This window comes from Mesorhizobium sp. LMG 17147 (assembly GCF_024297145.1).
Classification (GTDB): Bacteria; Pseudomonadota; Alphaproteobacteria; order Rhizobiales; family Rhizobiaceae; genus Mesorhizobium.
Map to the genome: position 1 here is coordinate 160512 of NZ_JANCTC010000010.1, position 20887 is coordinate 181398.

The window sequence follows — 20887 nt, forward strand, 5'->3', positions numbered from 1 at the left end:
CGCCAGAGCGAATTCTGAAAAGGTCCTATGCAGAGCCTGGTAATTTAAGCGCCAGCAATCTCTCTGCTTTCGCCATCACCTCCGGCGGCGTGACGCTGCGGCCAGGCGCGGCCAGTAGCGTCGATGCGAACGGCCCGCGCGGGCCGGTCAGGCCGGGCTCCGTCGCCAGGAATACAGCCACCGTCGGCACGCCGAAAGCGCTGGCGAGATGGGTCAGGCCGGTGTCGGCGCCGATGACCAGCGTCGAGCTGCCGATGACGGCGGCGATCTCGGCAAGCGCCGACCTGGGAACCACCACGGTTTGCGAAACGACGCGGGCGATCGCTTCGGCAACCGCCTGTTCCCGGTCGTTCGACCAGGTGGTGACCGGGGTCATCCCTCGTATCACGAGAAGCCTGGCGATTTCGATCCAGTCCGCGACCGGCCATTTCTTGTCCTCGCGGCTGGTGCCGTGCAGCAGGAAGGCTGTCTTTTCGCCGACAAAAGTCGATTTTCCGGCTGGCGGCACGATTCCCGATTCAAGCCGGGAAAAATCCGGCTCGTAGCCGAGCGCCAGCCCGAACAGGCGTCTCGTGCGCTCGATGGCATGCAGGCCGAGCGGCACGGCGTAGCGATGGCCATAAAACAGGCTCGCCGAAGGCTCGCGGGCGCTCGAGCGGTCGAAGCCGGCGATCGGTGCTGCCGCCAGCCGAGCCACCAGCGCCGATTTCAGCAAGCCTTGTGCATCGAGGACGAGGTCGTAGCGGGACGCGCGCAAGGCGCTGCGCAGGCCGACCACTTCCCGCCATGTGCCGGGCTCGAGCAGCTTCCCGCGCCAGCGCCGGATCGCCACGCTGTGGATGGTTTGGATGGCTGGATGCAGCGCCACGATGCCGGCAAAGGCCTCTTCCACGCACCAGTCGAAGGAAATATCCGGGCGGGCGCGGCGCGCGTCCTCGACCGCCGGAAAGGTGTGGATGACGTCGCCCATCGACGACGTCTTGACGATCAGCACCTTCATGCGGCGGCCGGCATTTCCAGCAGCCGCTCCGCCGCCGCCACGACGCGTTCGACCTCCAACGTCTTCAGGCAGTTGAGATGACCGAGCGGGCAGATTTTTTTGTGGCAAGGCGAACAGGACAGGCCGAGCCAGACCAGTTCGCGGCGTTCGGCGAGCGGCGGCGTGTTGTCGGGCGAGGTCGAGCCGTAGACGGCGACGACCGGCGTGCCGACGGCGGCGGCGACATGCATCAGCCCGCTGTCGTTGGAGACGGCGAACCTCGCCGCGGCGATCAGGTCGATGGCATCCTCCAGCCGCGTCTGGCCGGCAAGGTCGGAGGCGCCCGGCGCCAGCGCCGCGATTTCAGCCGTCACCTCGGCGTCGTTCTTCGATCCGAACAGCGCGACGCCAAACCCTTTCGCCATCATCTCGCGGGCAAGGCCGGCATAGTGTTCGCTCGGCCAGCGCTTGGCCGGGCCGAATTCTGCGCCGGGCATCAGCGCCACGAATTTCCCCGCCGTCAGCCCGAAACGGCTGAGCAGTGCCGCCTGGCTGGCTTGATCGACAGCGAGCTTCGGCGCCTGGAAGGCGCCGCCGCGGGCAAGGCTGAAATAGGCCTGCGCGGTGCGCCGTTTCAGGCGATCGGGCAACGGCACGATGTCGGTCAGCAGCCCGTAGCGCATTTCCTTGAGATGGCCGACACGGCGCGGAATGCCGGCAAAGAACGGGATCAGCGCCGACTTCCAGCTTCCCGGTAGGACAAAGGCCATGTCGTAGCGGCCGCGCAGCAGGCGGCCGAAGCGCCTTCGGACGCGGAATTCGAACGCGCCGGATGGCAGCGGCAGGTCGATCTGCTGGCGGATTTCGGGCATGCGCTTGACCAGCGGTGCTGCCCACGCCGGCGCCAGCACGTCGATGGCGGCGTTCGGATGAAGCTCCCTCAGCGCCTGGAACAGGCACTGCGCCATCACCATGTCGCCCACCCAGCGTGGGCCGATCACGAGGATCGTTGGGCTTTCAGCCATTCGACATAGTCTCTGACGCCGGTTTCCACTGTGCGGAACTGGCCATTGTAACCGGCTGCGCGCAAGCGGGACATATCAGCTTGCGTAAAGCTCTGGTAGCTGCCCTTGAGGTGGTCGGGAAACTCGATGAACTCGATCTGGCCCTTGCCGAGCGTATCGATCACCGTTTCGGCAATGGCGCGAAACGGCTGGGCCTTGCCGGTACCGCAGTTGAAGATGCCGCTAGAACCGCGTTTCCACAGCCACAGATTGACGTCGGCGACATCGCCGACATGGATGAAGTCGCGGCTCTGCTCGCCGGGCCCGAAACCGCCATAGGCGCCGAACAGCTTGGGGTTTTCGCCGCGTTCGACCTGGTTGAACAAATGGAAGGCGACAGAGGCCATGGCGCCCTTATGCGCCTCGCGCGGACCGTAGACGTTGAAATAACGCAGGCCCGCGACCGGCGAATGGTCGGTATCGAAAACGGTGCGGCGGACATAGTCGTCGAACAGCTTTTTCGAATAGGCATAGACGTTCAGCGGCCGCTCGCATTCCGGCTCCTCGCGAAACTCGGCGCCGCCGCCATAGACCGAAGCGGACGAGGCATAGAGGAAGGGTACGCGCAGGGCCAGGCAGGCGTGCAGCAGGTGCTTCGAATAGGTGTAGTTGACCTCCATCATGAACTTGCCGTTCCATTCGGTGGTGGTCGAGCAGGCACCCTGGTGGAAAACCGCCTCGATGCGGCCGAGGTCACCGGCCTCCATCCGCGCCAGAAAGTCGTCCTTGTCGAGATAGTCGGCGATCTCGAGGTCGGCGAGATTGGCGATCTTGTGGCCGTCGGTGAGGTCGTCGACGACGAGGATGTCGCTGAAACCGTCGGCGTTGAGCGCGGCGACGATGTTGGAACCGATCATGCCGGCGCCGCCCGTGACGATGATCATATTAGTACGCCCTGACTTGCCGTTGCTTGCCGATTCCGGCCCTTATAGGGGAGGCCGGCAGGCCTGTCGATAAAGCAGGTGGCGGGGCGGTTGGATGAGCGCCACAGTGCCGCCGCAAACGTCACGTTTCAGTCGGCCTGCCGGCCAACCGGCGACAGGAGCAAGGTAATGCCGTCAACCGAACTGCTTGTCGCCTTTTTCGCCACCACGGCGATCTTCGCCTATATCCCCGGCCCCGCCATGCTCTATGCCGCTGCGCAAACCATGGCGCGCGGCCGCTGGTCCGGCCTGATGGCGGCGCTCGGCATCCATCTTGGCGGCTACGTTCATGTCTTCGCCGCCGCTGTCGGCCTGTCGGTGCTTTTCCATGCCGTGCCGGTGCTTTACATGGCGGTCAAGCTGGTCGGTGCGCTGTATCTGATCTGGCTCGGTGTTTCGCTGTTTCGCGCCAAGGCGCAAGGCGACGTTGTCTTGCCGGGAATTCAGCCGAAATCTGCCCGCCGCGCCTTTTTCGAGAGCGTTGCCGTCGAGGTGCTCAACCCCAAGACGGCGATTTTCTTCATGGCGTTCCTGCCGCAGTTCATCGATGCCTCGGCGGCGTTTCCGGTGTGGCTGCAGTTCGTCGTGCTTGGAACGATCGTCAATTTGATGTTCTCGTCGGCCGACATTGTTTGCGTGGTGCTGGCCGGCGCAGTGATCGCCAGGCTGCGGCAGTCGAGCCGGGCGCAGCGCCTGATGCGGCGCGCCGGCGGTGCGGTGCTTGTCGGACTGGGCGTGCATGTCGCGTTGCAGAAAAGCTGACGCATTGCCTCGCCGCCGCGATCGGTCGAAGGCCTGCCGTTGCGTCGGCTGAAATTGCGGTATATCGGCATCGCCATGAACGGCCGGCCCTGCCAATCGAATTCCCCGTCACCGAAAATCGGCTCTCCCACGCATTGACATGATCAAGCTGCCTTCTCCCGAACCTCTTCACCGCGCCATTTCGCGCTTCGGCAGCGCCACCGTGCTGGTGGTCGGCGATTTCATCCTCGACCGTTTCGTCAACGGCGTGATCGAGCGCATTTCGCCGGAAGCGCCGATCCCCGTGCTGCACGGGCGCGGCGAAACGCTGGCGATGGGCGGCGCCGGCAATGTCGTCGCCAATATCGTTTCGCTTGGCGCTGCCGTCATACCGGTCTCGGTGATCGGCGCCGACGAGGCCGGCAAGAACCTCATGCGCATGCTCGGCGAATTTAGCGTCGACACCGGCGGGCTGGCGCAGGATGCCGATCGCATGACGTCGTCCAAAAGCCGCTTCAGCGCGCTCAACCAGCAGGTGCTGCGTTTCGACGAAGAGGAAATCAAGCCGCTGGGCGATGCCGAGCGCGCGACATTGGTCGGGCATTTTCGCGAAGCGCTGGCGCGCGCCGATATCGTCATCCTGTCCGACTATGGCAAGGGCGTGCTGCTCGACGGCGTCGCCGGCGAGCTGATCTCGATCTGCCGGGAAGCGGGCAAGCCGGTGCTGGTCGATCCGAAGGGCAGCGACTATGCGCGTTATGCCGGCGCGACGGCAATCACGCCCAACCGCAAGGAACTCGGCGAGGCGGTCGGCCGCGCAGTGTTTGCCGATGACGAGATCGAGGCGGCGGCGCGCCAGCTGATTTCGGCGCACGGTTTCGCTTTCGTCGTCGCGACGCGCAGCGAAAAGGGCATGAGTGTCGTCGGTGCGGACGACGCCCGCCATATCGCCACGCAGGCGCGCGAAGTGTTCGACGTTTCGGGCGCCGGCGACACGGTAATCGCGACCTTCGCGCTGGCTCTTGCAGCAGGGGCTGATCGTGTCATGGCCGGATCGATCGCCAACGCCGCTGGCGGCGTCGTCGTCGGCAAGCGCGGCACCGCGCGGCTGACGATCGAGGAACTCACCGGTGCGCTGTTTCGCTCGCATGGTCCGGTCGCCCACAAGGACGCGATCCTCGATGCCGCCGCCGCGGCGCGGCTGGTGGCTGCGTGGAAGGACGAGGGCTTGAGCGTGGGCTTCACCAATGGCTGTTTCGACATCCTGCATGCCGGCCATGTCAGCCTGTTGCATGCGGCGCGCAGCCAGTGCGACCGGCTGGTGCTCGGCCTCAACAGCGATGCCTCGGTGCGCCGGCTGAAAGGGCCGGGACGCCCGGTCAACGACCAGCATGACCGGGCCTGCGTGCTTGCAGCACTTGCCTCGGTCGACGCCGTCGTCATCTTCGAGGAGGATACGCCGCTTTCACTGATCGAGGCGCTGAGCCCGGACATACTGGTCAAGGGCGCTGACTATACGGTCGATCAGGTGGTTGGCGCCGATGTCGTGCAGAAGGCCGGCGGGCGCGTCGTACTGGTCGATCTCGTCGCCGGCAAGAGCACGACCGGCACCATCGGCAGATTGCGCGCCGGGAACTGAGGGTTTCATGTCCGAACTGAACGATTACCTGGCCCGCTCGGCGGCCGCGATTTCGGCGATGATCGAGCGCGACCTGACCAGCGAGATGGAGCGGGCGGTCAGCGCCGTCGTCGCCGCGCTTTCGCAGGGCAAGGCGCTGCTGATAGCCGGCAATGGTGGTTCGGCCAGCGACGCCATCCATATCGCCGGCGAGCTGGTCGGCCGCTTCCTAAGGGAGCGCAAGGCCTACAACGTCATAGCGCTGCCGGCCAACGCGGCGGTGCTGACCGCCTGGGGCAATGATTACGGCTTCGACACGGTGTTTGCGCGCCAGGTCGAGGCGCATGGTTCGGCAGGCGCCGTGCTGCTCGCCATCTCGACCAGCGGCAATTCGCCAAGCATCCTCGCCGCCGCCCAGCAAGCGCGCATGATGGGCATGACGGTGGTCAGCCTGACCGGCGACACCGGCGGCAAGCTGAAGCCGCTCTCCGACATCCTGCTCAACGTACCCTCGACCTCGACGCCGATCATCCAGCAGGGGCATTTGTGCCTTTACCACCATCTCTGCGAACTGGTCGAAACGCGCCTCTGCGACGCAGGGTGATTGCGCCAGGCCGGTAGAGGCCGTCTGTCAACGGGGAGAGGTAGCCGCAACGCTGGCGACCCCTCTCCCCGTCCTTCACGGGGAGGGTAAGGGTGAGGGCAGCGCCAGTCTGTAGCTATTATTATTTGACGCATAGCCACATTTTGTTCTTGCTTTGTGCCGGCAGCTATGCTACTAATTCAACTACGGTGATGATTCTCACCGACGATCCGCCCGCCGAGGCGGGTTTTTTGTTTCCGGGTTTTGTTTCTCGGGCGCTTTGCCTCAAGCCGAAAACGCCACTAGCCCTTCGTCCTTGACCCGGCGGATGGTCAGCGCGGTTCTCACCGTATCGACATTGGGGGCCGAGGCCAGTTCCTCGATGACGAAGGTCTGGAAGGTGCCGAGATCGCTCGCCACGCAATGCAGCAGGAAATCGGATTCCCCCGACACCATCCAGGCATCGCGCACGATCGGCCAGCCGCGGGTGCGCTCGGCGAAGGTCTTGAGCTCGGCGTCGGCCTGGTGATGCAGGCCGATCAGGCAGAAGGCGACGACGTCGAGGCCGAGTGCCGGAGCGTTGAGCAGGGCACGGTAGCCGCGGATGATGCCGGCCTCTTCCAGCCGCCGGACGCGGCGCAGGCACGGCGGCGCCGAAATGCCGACCCGGCTCGACAGTTCGACATTGGTCATGCGTCCGTCCTGCTGAAGCTCGCGCAGGATCTTCCAGTCGATGGCATCGAGATCGGCCTTGATCGGCATGGCGGCTTCCGTGGTGACGCGAAAGAATCTTTCGCGACTTTGTAGTTAAACGACTTTGCTGTCTATTCCATCCGCTGGATCGAGGATTTTCGCATCATCTTGCTGCGGTTGCTTGTCGCCGTCGCCGGCGCCGAAGCTTTCCGGGGACGAACGGCAACTTGCCTTGCTGGCGTCGCAGGCAACACTTACATTACGCGCAACAATCGACGAGAGTTCATGCCACAATCCATGGCTGCTCCCCGCAGAGGCTTTTCATGATCACCAAGCACGCGCCTGTTCTCATCATCGGCTCCGGCCCCGCCGGCTATACGGCGGCAATCTATGCTGCCCGCGCCATGCTCAAGCCAATGCTGGTCGCCGGCCTGCAGCAGGGCGGGCAACTGATGATCACCACCGACGTCGAAAACTATCCGGGCTTCGCCGAACCGATCCAGGGTCCATGGCTGATGAGCGAGATGCTCAGGCAGGCCGAGCATGTCGGCACCGACATCGTCAACGACATCATCACCGAGGTCGACCTCAACGTGCGGCCGTTCCGCGCCAAGGGCGATTCCGGCACGATCTATACCGCCGACGCGCTGATCATCGCCACCGGCGCGCAGGCGAAATGGCTGGGCATTCCGAGCGAACAGACCTTCATGGGTTTTGGCGTCTCCGCCTGCGCCACTTGCGACGGCTTCTTCTATCGCGGCAAGGATGTCGCGGTGATCGGCGGCGGCAATTCGGCTGTGGAGGAAGCGCTCTATCTCTCCAACCTGGCCAAGAGCGTCACCGTTATCCACAGGCGCAGCGATTTCCGCGCCGAGCGCATCCTGCGCGAGCGGCTGCTGCAGAAAGACAATGTCCGCATCATCTGGGACACGGTGGTCGACGAGATCACCGGCCGGCCCGGCAAGGCGCCGCTGCCGCCGTCGGTCGAAGGGCTGAAGCTGCGCAACGTGGTGACCGGGCAGGAGATGCATCTGGTGGTCGACGGCGTGTTCGTGGCGATCGGCCACGCGCCGGCGGTCGAGCTGTTTGCCGGCAAGCTGAAGCAGAAGCCGAACGGCTATCTGTGGACGGCGCCGGATTCGACCCGCACCGATATGCCGGGTGTGTTCGCCGCCGGCGACGTGACCGACGACATCTACCGGCAGGCGGTGACGGCGGCCGGCCTCGGCTGCATGGCCGCGCTCGAAGCGGAAAAATATCTGGCGGGGATCGAGGTTCACCGGGAAGCGGCGGAGTGATTGTTGAACAAGCGGCTGAGAAAAGCCGCGCAAAAGCCTGATTTTTCATTCAGACGCCAAAACAGGCGGACGCCAGAAAACAGGACGAGGGGAAATCATGGCGTTGGATTGGGACAAGCTACGCGTGTTTCACGCCGCAGCGGAAGCGGGGTCGTTCACCCACGCCGCGGAAACACTGCATTTGTCGCAATCGGCGATCTCGCGGCAGGTCAGCGCGCTCGAGCATGACGTCGGCGTACCGTTGTTCAATCGCCATGCCCGCGGCCTGGTGCTGACCGAGCAGGGCGAGATGCTGTTCCGCACGGCACACGACGTGCTGATGAAGCTTGAAACCATCAAATCGCGGCTGACCGAAACCAAGGACAGGCCCTCCGGCGTGCTCAGGGTGACGACCACGGTCGGCCTCGGCGCCGGCTGGCTGACCGAGCGCGTGCAGGAATTCATTGAGCTCTATCCCGAGGTCAGCCTGCAGCTCATCCTGGCCAATGAGGAGCTCGATCTCACCATGCGCCAGGCCGACTGCGCCATCAGGCTGCGCCAGCCGCAGCAGCCGGACCTCATCCAGCGCCGCCTGTTCACCGTGCATTTCCATCTCTACGCGGCGCCCTCCTATGTGAATAAATACGGCAAGCCGAATTCGATCGCCGAGCTGAAGGCCCATCGCATCGTCACCTTCGGCGTCCCGGTGCCGGCGCATCTGTCGGAACTGAACTGGCTGGAGACGGTCGGCGATTTCGAAGGCGGGCAAAGGGTGCCGACGCTGCAGATCAACGACATACTGTCGATCAAGCGGGCGGTGCAGGGCGGCGCCGGCATCGCCATGCTGCCGGATTATGTGGTCAGCAAGGATTCCGGGCTGGTGCAGTTGTTGCCCGAAACCGAAGTGCCGTCCTTCGATACCTATTTCGCCTATCCCGACGCGATGAAGAACCAGGCGAAGCTGCATGTCTTCCGCGATTTCATCATCGCCAAGGCGCGCAGCTGGTCGTTTTAGTTTCTAAATCCTGTCGACAAGGTACCCTTTTTGCCGTGATCGCCCAAGTAGACGGCACCATACGGGTTGAATTTGAAGTCGTCTTCTTCGTACGCTTCGATGGGTAGCAGTATCCCATTGTTACGGACTAAACTTAGCCCGACGCCTTCGGTAAACATCTCATCGGCAACACGGTCGATTATCGAGCTGAGCACCAGCTCATCGTCGGAAAGACTCCTTGGCGCGAAGACCTCTGGCAGACCGACGAGATGGAAACCGACGCTACAGAGGAACTTTCCGTCACTTAACGGCCGCTTGCTGAAGGCAAGGCGGCAAGTACGTGCCAAACTCGGGCCGTCCTCCGCGTCTTCCGCATCACGGCCAAGTTGTTTCCATCGAGCCGCACCGTGTGCAATGCCAGCACTCTCGCCTTTTGCGGCAATAGCATCACTGTTCAGTGCATGCACGATTAAGCGAAGGGCGATTGCCGACGTCTCAACGGTACTTTCGATATCCATATGCGGACCAAGTACATAAATCACGCAACCGTGCTCATGGACGGCCGCTTCGTCCTCTTTAGTCCGTACCCCCTTATGTACCCGATCCCAAGACACATCGAACGACTCAACCATGCGATCATCCGGCGCGTCCTGCGATAAGTGCGTATCAATTTCAAACCCCGGGGCGAAATTGTCGATTGCCGACTGAATTGAGCGACACAGCTCAGAATATCCACCCTGCCTTCCCAGCATGCAGAGCACATGGCGTGGCTGAAATTCTGAAAAGCTCATTTATGTCGACCTCCCAACACCCCAAACAGCGATCGGCAAAAGCGTCCTCTCCCCGTCACTATAACGGAGAAGACAGCGGCAGCCAGATGGGCAGCACCAGCCTTTTTGTCTGGGATGTCGTACTTGGGCTCCGCGGTTGGTGGTCCTGATGTGTCGCGCCGCCCTCACGCCCTGCCATTTCTCCCCGTATGGTGACGGGGAGAAAGGAGCTGTCTCACCGGTTTCGCCAATTGTCGGCGTCCAGAAATTAGCCGCGCCAAGGCTTCAGCCGAGGCAGCCAGCCTGGTACGGCCCGGCGGTAGGCTTCGTATTCGGCGCCGTAGCGGCGGGCAAGCGTCGGTTCCTCATATAGTTTCACGAAGGAGATCATGGCGGCCGCGGCGATGACTAGATAGGCGGCGACCGTCCCGCTCGAAAACAGCAGTGCCTGGCCGAGGACGATCGACAGCACGGCGACGTACATCGGGTTGCGGACATGGCGATAGATGCCGCCGACGACCAGCCTCTCGGTCGGCGCGACCGGGGCTGGCGTACCAAGGCCCTCCAGGGCAAAACGGGCAAAGGCGTGCAGCAGCACGACTGTGCCGGCGACAATCAGCAGCCAGCCCACAGGAACGAAACCGGGCAGTCTCGACCAGGGCAGGCGATAGCGGTCGGTCAGCAGCCAAGGCAGCAGTCCGGCGACGACGCCGGGCGCTGCCGCAAGGAAGATGACACTGCCGGCGATCGCCGAAGCGGCTCGCATATAGCTCTCCTTACGGGCGCGGCCTTGAACGGTCTCCTGCAAAGCGCATCAGGTCTTGTCCGGCATGTAACCCCAAACCGCTACACCCTCAGGTCAAGCTCGATGGCGGGCTTTTTGGGCGGCATGCACCAGCAAGGTCTGGCTGCCGAAAAAACAAACGCGTGCTGCACGATTCCACGTCATCCTGCGTTTTTCGACTTTCCGAGCAGGAATCGCTGCTGATTCGCGGCCGCGGATCGATTTTTGCCTTGCCGCACGCTGTATTTCAGCGATTCAACTGGTCCTATTGCGCTTCGGGACGGATTAGACCACAGCCGGCGCCTTTTTGCATGTGAGTGTTGCAAAATAGATGCTTGTTTCTTGGGCATGAAGAGCACATATATAGATCATCTCCTGAGCGCGTTCTCCTCCCATTAGCGCTCTCGAGTGTTCCCCTCTGGAGGTTAGCCTTAACAGGCACTTCCAATCAAACTCAGCCGGGTCTTCATTGATCCGGCTTTTTTGTTGCCCGAAACCAACACATCGCCGGAAAATCAGCCGGAACTGGCGCGTAACAGTGACATGTAACCTCGGGTAACATGCGTTGGCACGCCAAATCGGGTAAGCAGAGCATAGGACGCGGTGTGGCTCGTCCGGGGGATGGGGGCATCACTCGGACGACCCGGGCTCAGGCAGCTACCGCGTCCGAACCATCCTCCGCCGCCAGACACCGGCGGCAAGCATGCGGCGGACCTGCCGTTTCGCCTCCCACGAAGACGGTCCGCAACGAAACGGCGCCCGAATGATCCGGGCGCCGTTTCCTTGTGTGCTTCCTTGTGTTCTGGCCGCCGCAAGCTGCTGTTCAGGCGGCCTTGCCGTTGGCGTTCAGCGCTTCGTCGGCCAACCGCCCGGTGAGCTCGGCCATGTGGTCGAAGACGGCCCGATAGCTGGCGACACCAGCCGTGGCCGAGCGCAGCTCGATGATGAGGTCGCCGATCTCGGCCTGCGGCATGGTCGCCTCAACCACGTCCCATCCCGGCCAGTCGGGCCGCGCGTCGTAGCCGAGGATCTGGCCGCGCCGCTGCGGGATCAGCGCGATGATCTTCGACGTCGCATCCGACGGCGTGACGATCTCGACCTTCATCACCGGTTCGAGCAGCACCGGCGAGCAGGCGGCCATGCCTTCCTTCATCGCCAGCTTCGCCGCCATCTGGAAGGCCATGTCGGAGGAATCCACCGCATGGTAGGAGCCGTCGGAAAGGTTGACGGCAACATCGACGACCGGAAAGCCGAGCGGGCCGGATTTCAGGTAATCGCGCACGCCGGTCTCGACCGACTGGATGTAGGTCTTCGGCACGACGCCGCCGGTGATCGTATCGGTGAACTGGAAACCTGACCCGCGCGGCAGCGGCTTGATCTCCAGCACCACGTCGCCGAACTGGCCGTGGCCGCCCGACTGTTTCTTGTGGCGGCCGCGCTGCTGCGTCGCTTTGCGGATCGTCTCGCGATAGGGCACGGCCGGCACATGGCCTTCGACCGGGATCTGGTTCTTGCCTTCCAGCCGCTCGCGCACGACGCGCAGATGCATCTCGCCATGACCGGACAGTACGGTTTCGGCTGAATCCTGGTTGTGATGCAGACTGAGCGAGGGATCTTCCTCGGCCAGGCGCTGGATGGCCGCCGACATCTTGACCTCGTCCTTGCGCTCCTTCGGTCGCAGCGCGAAGGCGAAGACCGGTTGCGGCGGCGCCAGCGTGACCAGCGGCTTGATGCCGCCCTTGGTCGAGCTCAGCGTCTGGCCGGTCCTGACGGCGTCCAGCTTGCCGAGCGCCACCGTGTCGCCGGCCTTGGCCGAAGTCAGCTTGACCTGGTCCTTGCCGAGCATCTTGTAGATGCCGGAGACCTTTGCCGTCTCGCCGCTGGGAAGGAACAGCTCGGCGGCGTCGGCGACCTGACCGGACAGGATGCGCGAGACCGACAGCTTGCCGCCATGCGCGGTGTGGATAGTCTTCATCACCTGGACCACGGTGGCATTGCCGTCGGGAGCGCCGAGACGCTGGCGCGTCGCCGCGATATCGGGTGCGTCGTGACGGATCGCCTTCAACAGGCGCAGCACACCGTTGCCCTTCTCGGCGGTGCCGATCAGCACCGGCGTCACCGTGCCGTCGCGCAGATCCGCGGCGAGGTCATCGAAGATCGCGTCCTTTGGCGGTTCGATCTCGTCCAGCAATTGCTCCATCAGGCGGTCGTCATGGTCGGCGAGCGTCTCCAGCATGGAAAAGCGCGCCTCGAGCTCGCGCGCCTTGTCGTCGCTCGGGATCTGGGCGACCTCGCTCTCGGCATATTCGCGATAGATGTAGGCACGCTCCAGAGCGAGGTCGATCGAGCCGATGACGACGCCGTCCTTGCGCAGCGGGATCTGGCGCAGCAGCAATGGCACCGAGCTTGCCGGCTGCAGCATCTTCAGCGTGTCGCGCACGCCTGATATCGCCTTGTCGACCTTGTTCAGGAACAGCATACGCGGCACGCCGAGATCGTCGAGCTTGCGCATGATCAGCTGCAGGGCAGGGATCTTCTTCTCGTCAGCCTCGGCGACGACCACGGCGACGTCGCAGGCAGCCAGCACCGGCTCGGCTTCGAAGGAGAATTCGATGGAGCCGGGACAATCGACGAAGGTGAACGGCTCGCCCATGAAATCGGTTGTGGCGAAGGTCGCCTCGACGCTCATGCCGTGAGCGCGCGCTTCGGGCGAATGATCGGAAACGGTATTTCCGGACGAAACGGGATTCTGGCGGGGAATGGCGCCTGTACGGGCGAGTATGGCTTCGAGAAGTGTCGTCTTACCGCTTGCGAAGGGACCGACTATGGCAATGCATTTCGGTCCCGTGCGTCGTCCTCCGGCGCGAGTACCCATGGCTGACCTCCACTCAGGCGTTTCCCTGTGAGCGGCGGCCGGCCTGTCGGCCGTCGCGGGCGAGGCTTTTTTCAATTTGCCACCTACCCAAAGGGCATCGTCCCACGGGCAGGCCGGGAGGGCAAGGGATTTGAGGTTGAAGGGATTTGAAGTTGGGGCCGGTTCAGCCGGTGCCGGTTCGGCGTGACGCCAGTGGCGTTGCGTCGACGCGCTGCACTGACACCGTCTCGGCAAAGCGCGCGAGCAACGGATTGAACAGGTCCGCACGCTCCCAGAAAGGCGCATGCCCGGCACCGGGAATGATGTGGCAATGCTCCCACAGCGAGCCGTAGGCGAGCGTTTCAAAATAGCCGAGCCGGACGAACGGGTCGTTCTCGCCATTGACGATAGCGACCGGAAACGCGGCCTGCTCGACCACCTGTCTCTGGTCGGCGCCCTTGCCGGTGAGCATGCCGCGCGTCACCGCGGCGCGCAGCCGGCCGTCGGTGCGCAGGATGGTTTTGCGAAAGGACGGGTCGGCGGTGTCGCCGAAGCAGAGCGTTTCGAAGCGCTCGGCATCGCGTTCCGAATACGTCTTTTTGGACGCCAGCAGCATGTCCCAATGCGCGTGGAAGCCGCGCAGCATGCCGAAAGGACCCTTCGATACCGGCGGCGCGCCGGTCAGCATCAGCCCGCCGACGGCGCGGTGAAAACTCGCGAGCTCGATTGCCACGTGCCCACCAAGCGACCAGCCGAAGACAACGGCGCGACCGATGCCCAAGGCATCGAGGAGCTGAGCCGCCGATTGGGCAAGGCCGGCGATGGTGTAGTCCGTCGCCGGATCGCGGGCGTCCGACGATTCGCCATGGCCGGGCAGGTCGAAAGCAATCAGCCGATGGGCGGCGGCCAACGGGCTGTCGAACTGGCGGGCGAATACGGTGCGCGAACTGCCCGAGCCGTGGATAAGGACAAGCGGGATGCCGGATCCCGACGACTGGCTGAGGCGCAAATCCGCTTGCGGCGTACGGATCGTGCGGTGGGAAACGGCCATATCTGGTTGGACCTTGGGATTGTCTCGAGGTCAACATCGCATGCCGAGGTCACCATGTTGTTTAGAACGGTGGTTAAAAAATGATTTCTCGGTTTCTGCCGGGTATGATGACCGAATCCACCACAGCTAACCCCCGGAGCCTGATGATGGAATCCACGCTCGACCTTCTCCTCTCGATCAGCAGCATCGCGACGCTCGGCCAATATGCCTGGTCGATGCGCGGGCATTTCCAGTCGCCGAGCATGTCTCAAGGCGCCATGATGATTTCGGCCGTCGTGGTCGGCACGGCGCTATTCTTTCTGGCGCTGCTGTGGATCGAGCGGCAACCGGTTGCAGCGAAGATCGGCGGGTTTGCCGTCGAACTGGCAAGCTCGGCGCTGTTCTGGTGGGCGATCTCGGTTTCGCGCAAGGCGCGGCTGCGTTTCGCGTTTGATCCGGACAATCCCGACAGCCTAGTAACCGAAGGCCCTTATAGCCATGTCCGTCATCCGTTCTACACATCCTACATTGTCTTCTGGATCGGATGGGGTATCGCGACCTGGTCGGTGTGGGCGGTGGTGCCGGTCGCCGGCATCGTTGCGATCTATGTGATCGCGGCCTTGGACGAAGAGCGAAAATTTTCGCGTACAAGGTTGGCCGGTGCCTACCAGGCCTATAGCGGACGTGCCGGCCTGTTCTGGCCGCGTTTTGCCCGCAGCCGGCAGGAGATGCAGCCGGCATCGGACGAAAGTGGTAGTCTCTAAGACACTGGATTGGATCGAGGATTTGCGACGATGAAGATTATTGGCTGCGGCAGCGTGCCGACGATTGTTGCGCCGGAAAAATACTTCACTGGCCGGGTTTTGCAGACGCCGATCATCGAGAAGGAGGCACCGGCGCGGCTACGCGCCACGCTGGTCAGTTTCGAGCCCGGCGCCCGGACCCACTGGCATACGCATCCGCTCGGCCAGACGCTCTACGTCACGTCCGGTGCCGGTCTCGCGCAAAGCTGGGGCGGGCCGATCCAGGAGATCAGGGCCGGCGACGTCGTCTCCTTTGCGGCCGGCGAAAAGCACTGGCACGGCGCCGCGCCGAAATCGGCGATGACGCACATCGCCATGCAGGAGGCGCTGGAGGGCGTGCATGCCGACTGGCTGGAGAAGGTCAGCGACGAGCAGTATGGCGGCTGAAACGTCTCAGACCAGCGCGGCGGTGAAGCGCTGGATGCGCGTGCAGGCTTCTTCGAGCAGAGCCTCCGACGTGGCGTAGGAAATGCGGAAGTTCGGGCCGAGGCCAAAGGCCGAGCCGAAAACAACCGCCACGCCCTCGGCCTCGAGCAGTTCCGAGCAAAAGGTTTCGTCACTGTCGACCACCTTGCCGCTCTTGGTCGTCTTGCCGATCAGCTGGGCACAGGAGGGATAGACGTAGAACGCACCCTCCGGCGATGGGCAGGTGATGCCGCGCGCCTGGTTGAGCATCGAGACGACGAGATCGCGCCGGCCCTGGAAGATCGCCTTGTTCTTCGGGATGAAATCCTGCGGCCCGTTCAGCGCTTCAACCGCCGCCCATTGGGCGATGGTGCAGGCGCCGGAGGTCTGCTGGCCCTGGATCATGTCCATCGCCTTGATCAGCGGCACCGGGCCTGCCGCATAGCCGATGCGCCAGCCGGTCATGGCATAGGCTTTCGACACGCCGTTCATGGTCAGCGTGCGCTCATAGAGCTTAGGCTCGACCTCGGCGATGGTCTTGAAGACGAAGTCGCCATAGGTCAGGTGCTCGTACATGTCGTCGGTCAGCACCCAGACATGGGGATGCTTCAACAGTACGTCGGCCAGGCTCTTGAGCTCCGCTTCGGTGTAGGCGGCGCCCGAGGGGTTCGACGGCGAGTTCATCAACAGCCATTTGGTGCGCGGCGTGATCGCCTTTTCCAGCACGGCCGCCGTCAGCTTGAAGCCGTTGTCGATCGAGGTGTCGGCAAAGGTCGAGGTGCCGCCGCAGATCGCCACCATTTCGGGATAGCTCACCCAGTAAGGCCGCGGGATGATCACCTCGTCGCCGGGGTTCAGCGTCGCCATGAAGGCGTTGAACAGGATCTGCTTGCCGCCGGTGCCGACGATGGTCTGCTCCGGCCGGTAGTCGAGATTGTTCTCGCGCTTGAATTTTTTCGCGATCGCCTCGCGCAGCGGCACGATGCCGGAGACCGGCGGGTATTTCGTCTCGCCGCGGCGGATCGCCTCGATCGCGGCGCTCTTGATGTTGTCGGGGGTGTCGAAGTCCGGCTCGCCGGCGCCCAGCCCGATCACGTCGCGGCCGGCGTTTTTCAGCTCGCGCGCCTTCTGCGTCACCGCGATGGTCGCGGAAGGCTTTACGCGGGAAAGGGCGTCGGCAAGAAAGGCCATGACAGATATCTCCAGGAAGGACCGGCGCGGCGAAGGCGCCGCGGCGCCTCTCATGTCGCATCATCTGGTCAAGCGCAAGCCCAGCGCAGGCATTGTCGAATGAGCCAGCGCGCAATGCTGGCAACAATAAATTCATCAACGATCAGTAAAAGCTTGAACGGCAGGGACCGTAGCCGGTCCGCCAGTCTCGCATAGCGAGGAACCGTGACGCGCAGCATCGAGCTTGCCCATATCATCCGCCACGATGACGGCACCGCCAGCGGTGTCTGGGGGCTCTATACGCTGCAAAGCGCGTTCCAGCCGATCTTCGCCTTCAACAAGGGCAAGCTGTCCGTCGTCGCGTTCGAGGGGCTGATCCGGCCGTTCCGCGACGGCGAGCCGCAGCCGCCAATGAGTTTCTTCAACAGCTGTCCGGCGGTCGACCGCCTGCATATCGAGGCGCTGACACGGACGCTGCACCTTCTGAACGCCGGCGCCTGCCTGCCGCGAGACGCCTCCATCTTCATCAATTTCGATCCATCGGTGTTCACCGACCGCGGCATCGCCGACAAGGCGCTGCGCGACATGCGGCTGGTGCTGCACGAGGCCGACATCGATCCGCGCCGCGTCGTCTGCGAGGTCACCGAGCAGAAATCGGCGTCGCAGGAAACGCTCTACAATTTCGTCGAGGCGCTCAGGGGTAATGGTTTGCGCATTGCGGTCGACGATTACGGCGCCGACGAATCCGACATCAATCGCATCAAGGAACTCAGGCCAGACATCGTCAAGTTCGACGCCGACTGGATCATGACGCTGATGGAGTCCGGTGCCGGCTTCGCCTTGCTGACCGCCATGGTGACAAGCTTCGAAGAGCAAGGCATCCGAACGGTATTCGAGGGCATCGAGACGGGCTGGCAGCTCGAGCTTGCCGAAAAGTCGGGCGCCTCGATGGTGCAGGGCTATGTGCTGGCGCGCCCCGAGCTTGCGCCGACCAGCTTTCGCGTCTTTGGAAAGAGCGGGCAGGCGGCCGCGGTGTCGGCCGATGCTGAGAAGGTTTCTGCGGCCGTTTCGCCATCGCGGCGGCCGATGCGGGCCTTTGGCCGCAGGGTGACATCGTGACCGGGCGGGCCGACATGCGGCGCAAGGTCGGCGAGGCGATCTTTGCCGACGAGGTCGGCATCGAATATGGCATCTACGGCGCATTCCGGCTGAGGAGCGCCTACCAGCCGGTCTTCGCGCCGCGCGGCAGGTTTCTCGCCGCCGTCGCGGTCGAGGGACTGATCGAGCCGCATCGTGCAGGCAGGCCGGTGGCGCCGCAAATCTTCTTCGAAGGGGTGCCGGCAGCGGATCGGCTGTTTGTCGAAACCATGTGCCGGGTGCTGCATTTGCGCAACTTCCGCAACATCGGCGTCGACGGGCTCGACCTGTTCTTCAACTACAATCCGCTGATCAACGATGACCCCGCACGGGCGCTGGCCGAAATCAGGCTGATGACCAGGCATCTGGCGGATTTCGGCCTGCATCGCGGCATGCTGGTCTGCGAGATCACCGAGCAGGCTGCCGGCGACAAGGTGCTTGTCAGCCTGGCGCGCGAGATGCGGCGCGACGGCGTCCGCATCGCCATCGACGATTTCGGCACCGGGCATTCTACCGAAGAAAGGGTCGCCCTCGTGCAGCCCGACATCGTCAAGATCGACGGCACCTGGTTCGCCGAATTCTGCCGCCATGCCGCCGCCGAGCGGTTTTTCCGGCCACTGGTTTCGACGCTGCACGATCGCGGCGCCAAGGTGCTGGTCGAAGGCATCGAGAACGCCACGCATCTGCGCGTCGCGCTGGATGGCGGCGTCGACCTGCTGCAGGGCTTTTACCTTGCCCGGCCGGCGCTGGCCGGTACGCTGTTCGACGAGGAGCCGCTGTCGATCGACAGGCTGCTTGGCAGGGATAGCAACGTCATCCCCTTGTTCGGCTAGGATATGCCGATATTCAAGTGATGCCGGCCTGCGAACGGGGGGGCCTGCGCTTCCGGTGCTCACGTACCCAAAAGTACGCTCCGCTCCGGTTCTCGGAACCCGCCCTTCTCGGCTCGGCCTGACTTGAATCTCGACATATCCTGAAATGCATCAGCAGCGCTGATGGTTACGCCAAAACAAATCACTGGATGAAGCCGCCGCTGCCGCGATAGAGGCTGGATCAAGCCTTGAGACGGGTGGTTGCGAGCAAGGGGAGCGCCGATGATACTCTATGGAATGATCGACAGCGGCAATTGCTACAAGCCGCGCCTTTTGATGGCCAAGCTCGGCATCCCCTTCACCAATGTCGAGGTCAGCTCGCATACCGGCGACACGCGCAAACCCGACTATGTCGCGAAAAACCCGAACGCCATGGTGCCGCTGCTCGAACTCGACGACGGCCGGCGGCTGGCCGAATCCAACGCCATCCTGCTCTACCTCGCCGAAGGCACGCGGTTCCTGCCGGCGGACAGATACGAACGCGCGCTGGCCTATCAGTGGCTGTTCTTCGAGCAATACAGCCATGAGCCCTATATCGCCGTGCGCAGGGCGTTGCTGACCTTCCCTGAAAGAGCCAAGGATGCGACGCCCGAGCGGCTGGCGCTGACGCTGGAGCGCGGCAACAAGGCGCTCGGCGTCATGGACAAGCACCTGGCCGGGAGCAGCTTCTTCGCCGGCAATGCGCTCAGCGTCGCCGACATCGCGCTCTATGCCTATACGCATACGGCCGAGACGGGTGGGTTTCAGCTCGACGCCTATCCGGCGGTGGCCGCCTGGCTGAAAAGGGTCGAGGCCGATCCGGGGCACGTGCCGCTGGAGTGGTTGCCTTAGTTCTGTCCTCACGCTTGTCGCCGCTTCGCGGCTCGCTCCGGACGGGGCGCGCCAAAAGGCGCGACGCCCGGTCGGGCTTGCGGCCTTCGGCCGATGGCGTGAAATCCGGATGGTACTATTTCAGCAGGCGATCATATTCGGAATGGGTGCCTATCCAGAACCAGACCACGTCATCGTGGTCGCGAACAGCCACGGCGCGGTAGTTGATATCAACCCGCGACCAGTAGCGCCCGACCTGTTTGAAATGCAACGACGGGTGGAACGGGTCAGAATTCAGTTTGGCGAAACGTCTGTTCGCCTTTACTCTGATTAACGAGGGCAGTTTTGCGTACGCCTCCCAAAACGAGGGAGTAGCAAAATGATTCACAGAGGGCGGGTCCGGCCGGTGCAATGATCAGCCAAGGCCTGCTCGGCAAGCTTGTCCAGCCTGCCGACCTTGGCGTCGGCTTCGAACTGACGGTCCCACATGTCGGCCTGCAGCGCCTCGAACCATGCGGCAAACGCCTTGAGCTCTTCGGGGCTTAGTTCGGCGACGGATTTCTCAATCTGTTCAAGCTTGCTCATGAATTAATAGGACCACATTGGGTAAAAACACCACAAAGTGGTCCCGTAGGACCAAGGCGGCGGTTCACCGGATTTCAGACAGCAAAAAGGCGGGACAAAATCCCGCCTTCCCATGCTTGGTAGCCCGATCGGGAGCGTTTTGGCCGGGCCGGCAGCAATCTGCTGCTTCGGCTTGTCGGGGTCTTTCGCTCCGGCGCGCTTCTCGCGCGACCGCCAGTACATCCGTGACTTGCCGCGCGCCCCGGGCTATCGCCCGGCGGGCGCCATTCGCAAAATCAGGCTGCCTTGCTCAGAGATCCAGCGGACGACTTGCCAGTGCGGCGGTCCTGCTCGATCTCGAAGTTGATCTTCTGGCCTTCGACCAGGGTCGACAGTCCAGCACGCTCGACTGCGGAGATGTGAACGAAAACGTCCGCGCCGCCGCTGTCAGGCTGAATGAAGCCGAAACCCTTGGTGGAATTAAACCACTTGACCGTACCTGTTGCCATTTCGATAGTCCTTACGTTTGCTTTAGTTTGACTGGACCGAAACCCAGCCGGTTTGTATCGAGATTTTGGAGATAGAACGTCAGCAAACGCGAATATCGCGAGGCCCGGATCGATCGGCCGAAATATCAATGGACCGCATATAATATGCCTTCGCGCAAAAAACAAGACGGGGCGGAAAATGTGTCGTAAGCAGATGAGTTGTCCGGATTAGGTAGCACATGAGTTGTCCGGTTTTATCGCCAGCCAAAGGGAGGCTGGGGATGAGACGGACGGCATGGCTACAGGGCCGGAGAATGCAGAAGTTTCG

22 protein-coding genes are annotated in these 20887 nt (G+C 63.1%); 10 read left to right on the forward strand and 12 right to left on the reverse strand.

Translation table 11 applies throughout. The features are described 5' to 3' along the window. Positions 1-25: 25 nt before the first annotated feature. The 3 genes from waaC to rfaD are packed head-to-tail and all read right to left on the reverse strand — an operon-like array spanning position 26 to position 2927. Complete coding sequence (gene waaC, locus NMG46_RS19665) at positions 26-1000, reverse strand: lipopolysaccharide heptosyltransferase I (protein WP_254819250.1); 975 nt, start codon at positions 998-1000, stop codon at positions 26-28. Continuing rightward, the gene (gene waaF / locus NMG46_RS19670; protein WP_254819251.1) at positions 997-2004 is read right to left on the reverse strand and encodes a lipopolysaccharide heptosyltransferase II; all 1008 of its coding nucleotides are present in this window, start codon (positions 2002-2004) and stop codon (positions 997-999) included. The genes waaC and waaF overlap by 4 nt, the downstream gene beginning before the upstream one ends. Beyond that, the gene (rfaD, locus tag NMG46_RS19675; RefSeq protein WP_254819252.1) at positions 1977-2927 is read right to left on the reverse strand and encodes an ADP-glyceromanno-heptose 6-epimerase; all 951 of its coding nucleotides are present in this window, start codon (positions 2925-2927) and stop codon (positions 1977-1979) included. Before rfaD ends, waaF begins: the two co-directional genes overlap by 28 nt. A gap of 168 nt (positions 2928-3095) precedes the next feature. Between rfaD and NMG46_RS19680 the strand changes: the two genes are divergently transcribed. From NMG46_RS19680 to NMG46_RS19690, 3 genes are all read left to right on the forward strand, one after another. Next, the gene (locus NMG46_RS19680; protein ID WP_254819253.1) at positions 3096-3728 is read left to right on the forward strand and encodes a LysE family translocator; all 633 of its coding nucleotides are present in this window, start codon (positions 3096-3098) and stop codon (positions 3726-3728) included. Between the two features lie 139 nt (positions 3729-3867). Then, positions 3868-5346 (forward strand): D-glycero-beta-D-manno-heptose-7-phosphate kinase, encoded by a 1479-nt coding sequence (rfaE1, locus tag NMG46_RS19685; RefSeq protein ID WP_254819254.1) that lies wholly within the window; start codon positions 3868-3870, stop codon positions 5344-5346. Positions 5347-5353: 7 nt separating this feature from the next. Then, positions 5354-5929, forward strand: coding sequence for an SIS domain-containing protein (locus NMG46_RS19690; RefSeq protein ID WP_254819255.1), 576 nt, complete (start codon positions 5354-5356; stop codon positions 5927-5929). Positions 5930-6193: 264 nt separating this feature from the next. On the opposite strand, the gene NMG46_RS19695 is transcribed toward NMG46_RS19690, so the two are convergent. Next, positions 6194-6670: an Lrp/AsnC family transcriptional regulator gene (locus NMG46_RS19695; protein ID WP_023678347.1), complete on the reverse strand. Its 477-nt coding sequence runs from the start codon at positions 6668-6670 to the stop codon at positions 6194-6196. Between the two features lie 254 nt (positions 6671-6924). Between NMG46_RS19695 and trxB the strand changes: the two genes are divergently transcribed. Together trxB and NMG46_RS19705 are read left to right on the forward strand one after the other, a co-directional pair. Beyond that, positions 6925-7899, forward strand: coding sequence for a thioredoxin-disulfide reductase (gene trxB / locus NMG46_RS19700; RefSeq protein ID WP_254819256.1), 975 nt, complete (start codon positions 6925-6927; stop codon positions 7897-7899). 97 nt (positions 7900-7996) lie between these two features. Continuing rightward, positions 7997-8893 (forward strand): LysR family transcriptional regulator, encoded by an 897-nt coding sequence (locus NMG46_RS19705; protein WP_023719100.1) that lies wholly within the window; start codon positions 7997-7999, stop codon positions 8891-8893. Here NMG46_RS19705 and NMG46_RS19710 read toward each other — a convergent pair. The 4 genes from NMG46_RS19710 to NMG46_RS19725 form a co-directional block, all read right to left on the reverse strand. Next, positions 8890-9663, reverse strand: a complete 774-nt coding sequence (locus tag NMG46_RS19710; RefSeq protein WP_254819257.1) for a hypothetical protein — start codon at positions 9661-9663, stop codon at positions 8890-8892. The genes NMG46_RS19705 and NMG46_RS19710 overlap by 4 nt on opposite strands. Positions 9664-9910: 247 nt before the next feature. Further along, complete coding sequence (locus tag NMG46_RS19715; RefSeq protein ID WP_254819258.1) at positions 9911-10408, reverse strand: isoprenylcysteine carboxylmethyltransferase family protein; 498 nt, start codon at positions 10406-10408, stop codon at positions 9911-9913. A gap of 841 nt (positions 10409-11249) precedes the next feature. After that, a complete protein-coding gene (locus NMG46_RS19720) occupies positions 11250-13301 on the reverse strand; it encodes an elongation factor G (protein WP_254819259.1) in 2052 nt (683 codons plus the stop codon). Positions 13302-13464: 163 nt separating this feature from the next. Further along, positions 13465-14331, reverse strand: a complete 867-nt coding sequence (locus tag NMG46_RS19725; protein ID WP_254819260.1) for an alpha/beta fold hydrolase — start codon at positions 14329-14331, stop codon at positions 13465-13467. Positions 14332-14474: 143 nt separating this feature from the next. Here NMG46_RS19725 and NMG46_RS19730 point away from each other — a divergent pair, with 143 nt between their 5' ends. After that, the gene (locus NMG46_RS19730) at positions 14475-15074 is read left to right on the forward strand and encodes an isoprenylcysteine carboxylmethyltransferase family protein (protein WP_254819261.1); all 600 of its coding nucleotides are present in this window, start codon (positions 14475-14477) and stop codon (positions 15072-15074) included. A 30-nt stretch (positions 15075-15104) separates the two neighbouring features. After that, positions 15105-15500: a cupin domain-containing protein gene (locus tag NMG46_RS19735; RefSeq protein WP_254819262.1), complete on the forward strand. Its 396-nt coding sequence runs from the start codon at positions 15105-15107 to the stop codon at positions 15498-15500. Positions 15501-15506: 6 nt separating this feature from the next. Here NMG46_RS19735 and NMG46_RS19740 read toward each other — a convergent pair whose 3' ends face one another. Beyond that, the gene (locus tag NMG46_RS19740) at positions 15507-16709 is read right to left on the reverse strand and encodes a pyridoxal phosphate-dependent aminotransferase (protein ID WP_254819263.1); all 1203 of its coding nucleotides are present in this window, start codon (positions 16707-16709) and stop codon (positions 15507-15509) included. A 204-nt stretch (positions 16710-16913) separates the two neighbouring features. Between NMG46_RS19740 and NMG46_RS19745 the strand changes: the two genes are divergently transcribed. From NMG46_RS19745 to NMG46_RS19755, 3 genes are all read left to right on the forward strand, one after another. Further along, positions 16914-17807 carry an EAL domain-containing protein gene (locus tag NMG46_RS19745; RefSeq protein ID WP_254819264.1) on the forward strand — a complete coding sequence of 298 codons (894 nt, stop codon included), beginning with the start codon at positions 16914-16916 and terminating at the stop codon, positions 17805-17807. Further along, entirely contained in the window at positions 17804-18658 is an 855-nt protein-coding gene (locus NMG46_RS19750) for an EAL domain-containing protein (protein ID WP_254819265.1), read from the forward strand. Before NMG46_RS19745 ends, NMG46_RS19750 begins: the two co-directional genes overlap by 4 nt. 261 nt (positions 18659-18919) lie before the next feature. Continuing rightward, positions 18920-19528, forward strand: coding sequence for a glutathione S-transferase family protein (locus NMG46_RS19755; protein ID WP_254819266.1), 609 nt, complete (start codon positions 18920-18922; stop codon positions 19526-19528). 115 nt (positions 19529-19643) lie between these two features. Here NMG46_RS19755 and NMG46_RS19760 read toward each other — a convergent pair whose 3' ends face one another. The 3 genes from NMG46_RS19760 to NMG46_RS19770 all read right to left on the reverse strand — a co-directional run bounded on the left by NMG46_RS19760 (position 19644) and on the right by NMG46_RS19770 (position 20580). Next, on the reverse strand, positions 19644-19895 hold the full coding sequence (locus tag NMG46_RS19760) for a hypothetical protein (protein WP_254819267.1): 252 nt from the start codon (positions 19893-19895) through the stop codon (positions 19644-19646). Next, complete coding sequence (locus NMG46_RS19765; RefSeq protein WP_254819268.1) at positions 19892-20092, reverse strand: hypothetical protein; 201 nt, start codon at positions 20090-20092, stop codon at positions 19892-19894. Before NMG46_RS19765 ends, NMG46_RS19760 begins: the two co-directional genes overlap by 4 nt. Positions 20093-20367: 275 nt before the next feature. Then, positions 20368-20580, reverse strand: a complete 213-nt coding sequence (locus NMG46_RS19770) for a cold-shock protein (RefSeq protein ID WP_023678332.1) — start codon at positions 20578-20580, stop codon at positions 20368-20370. Positions 20581-20887 lie beyond the last annotated feature (307 nt).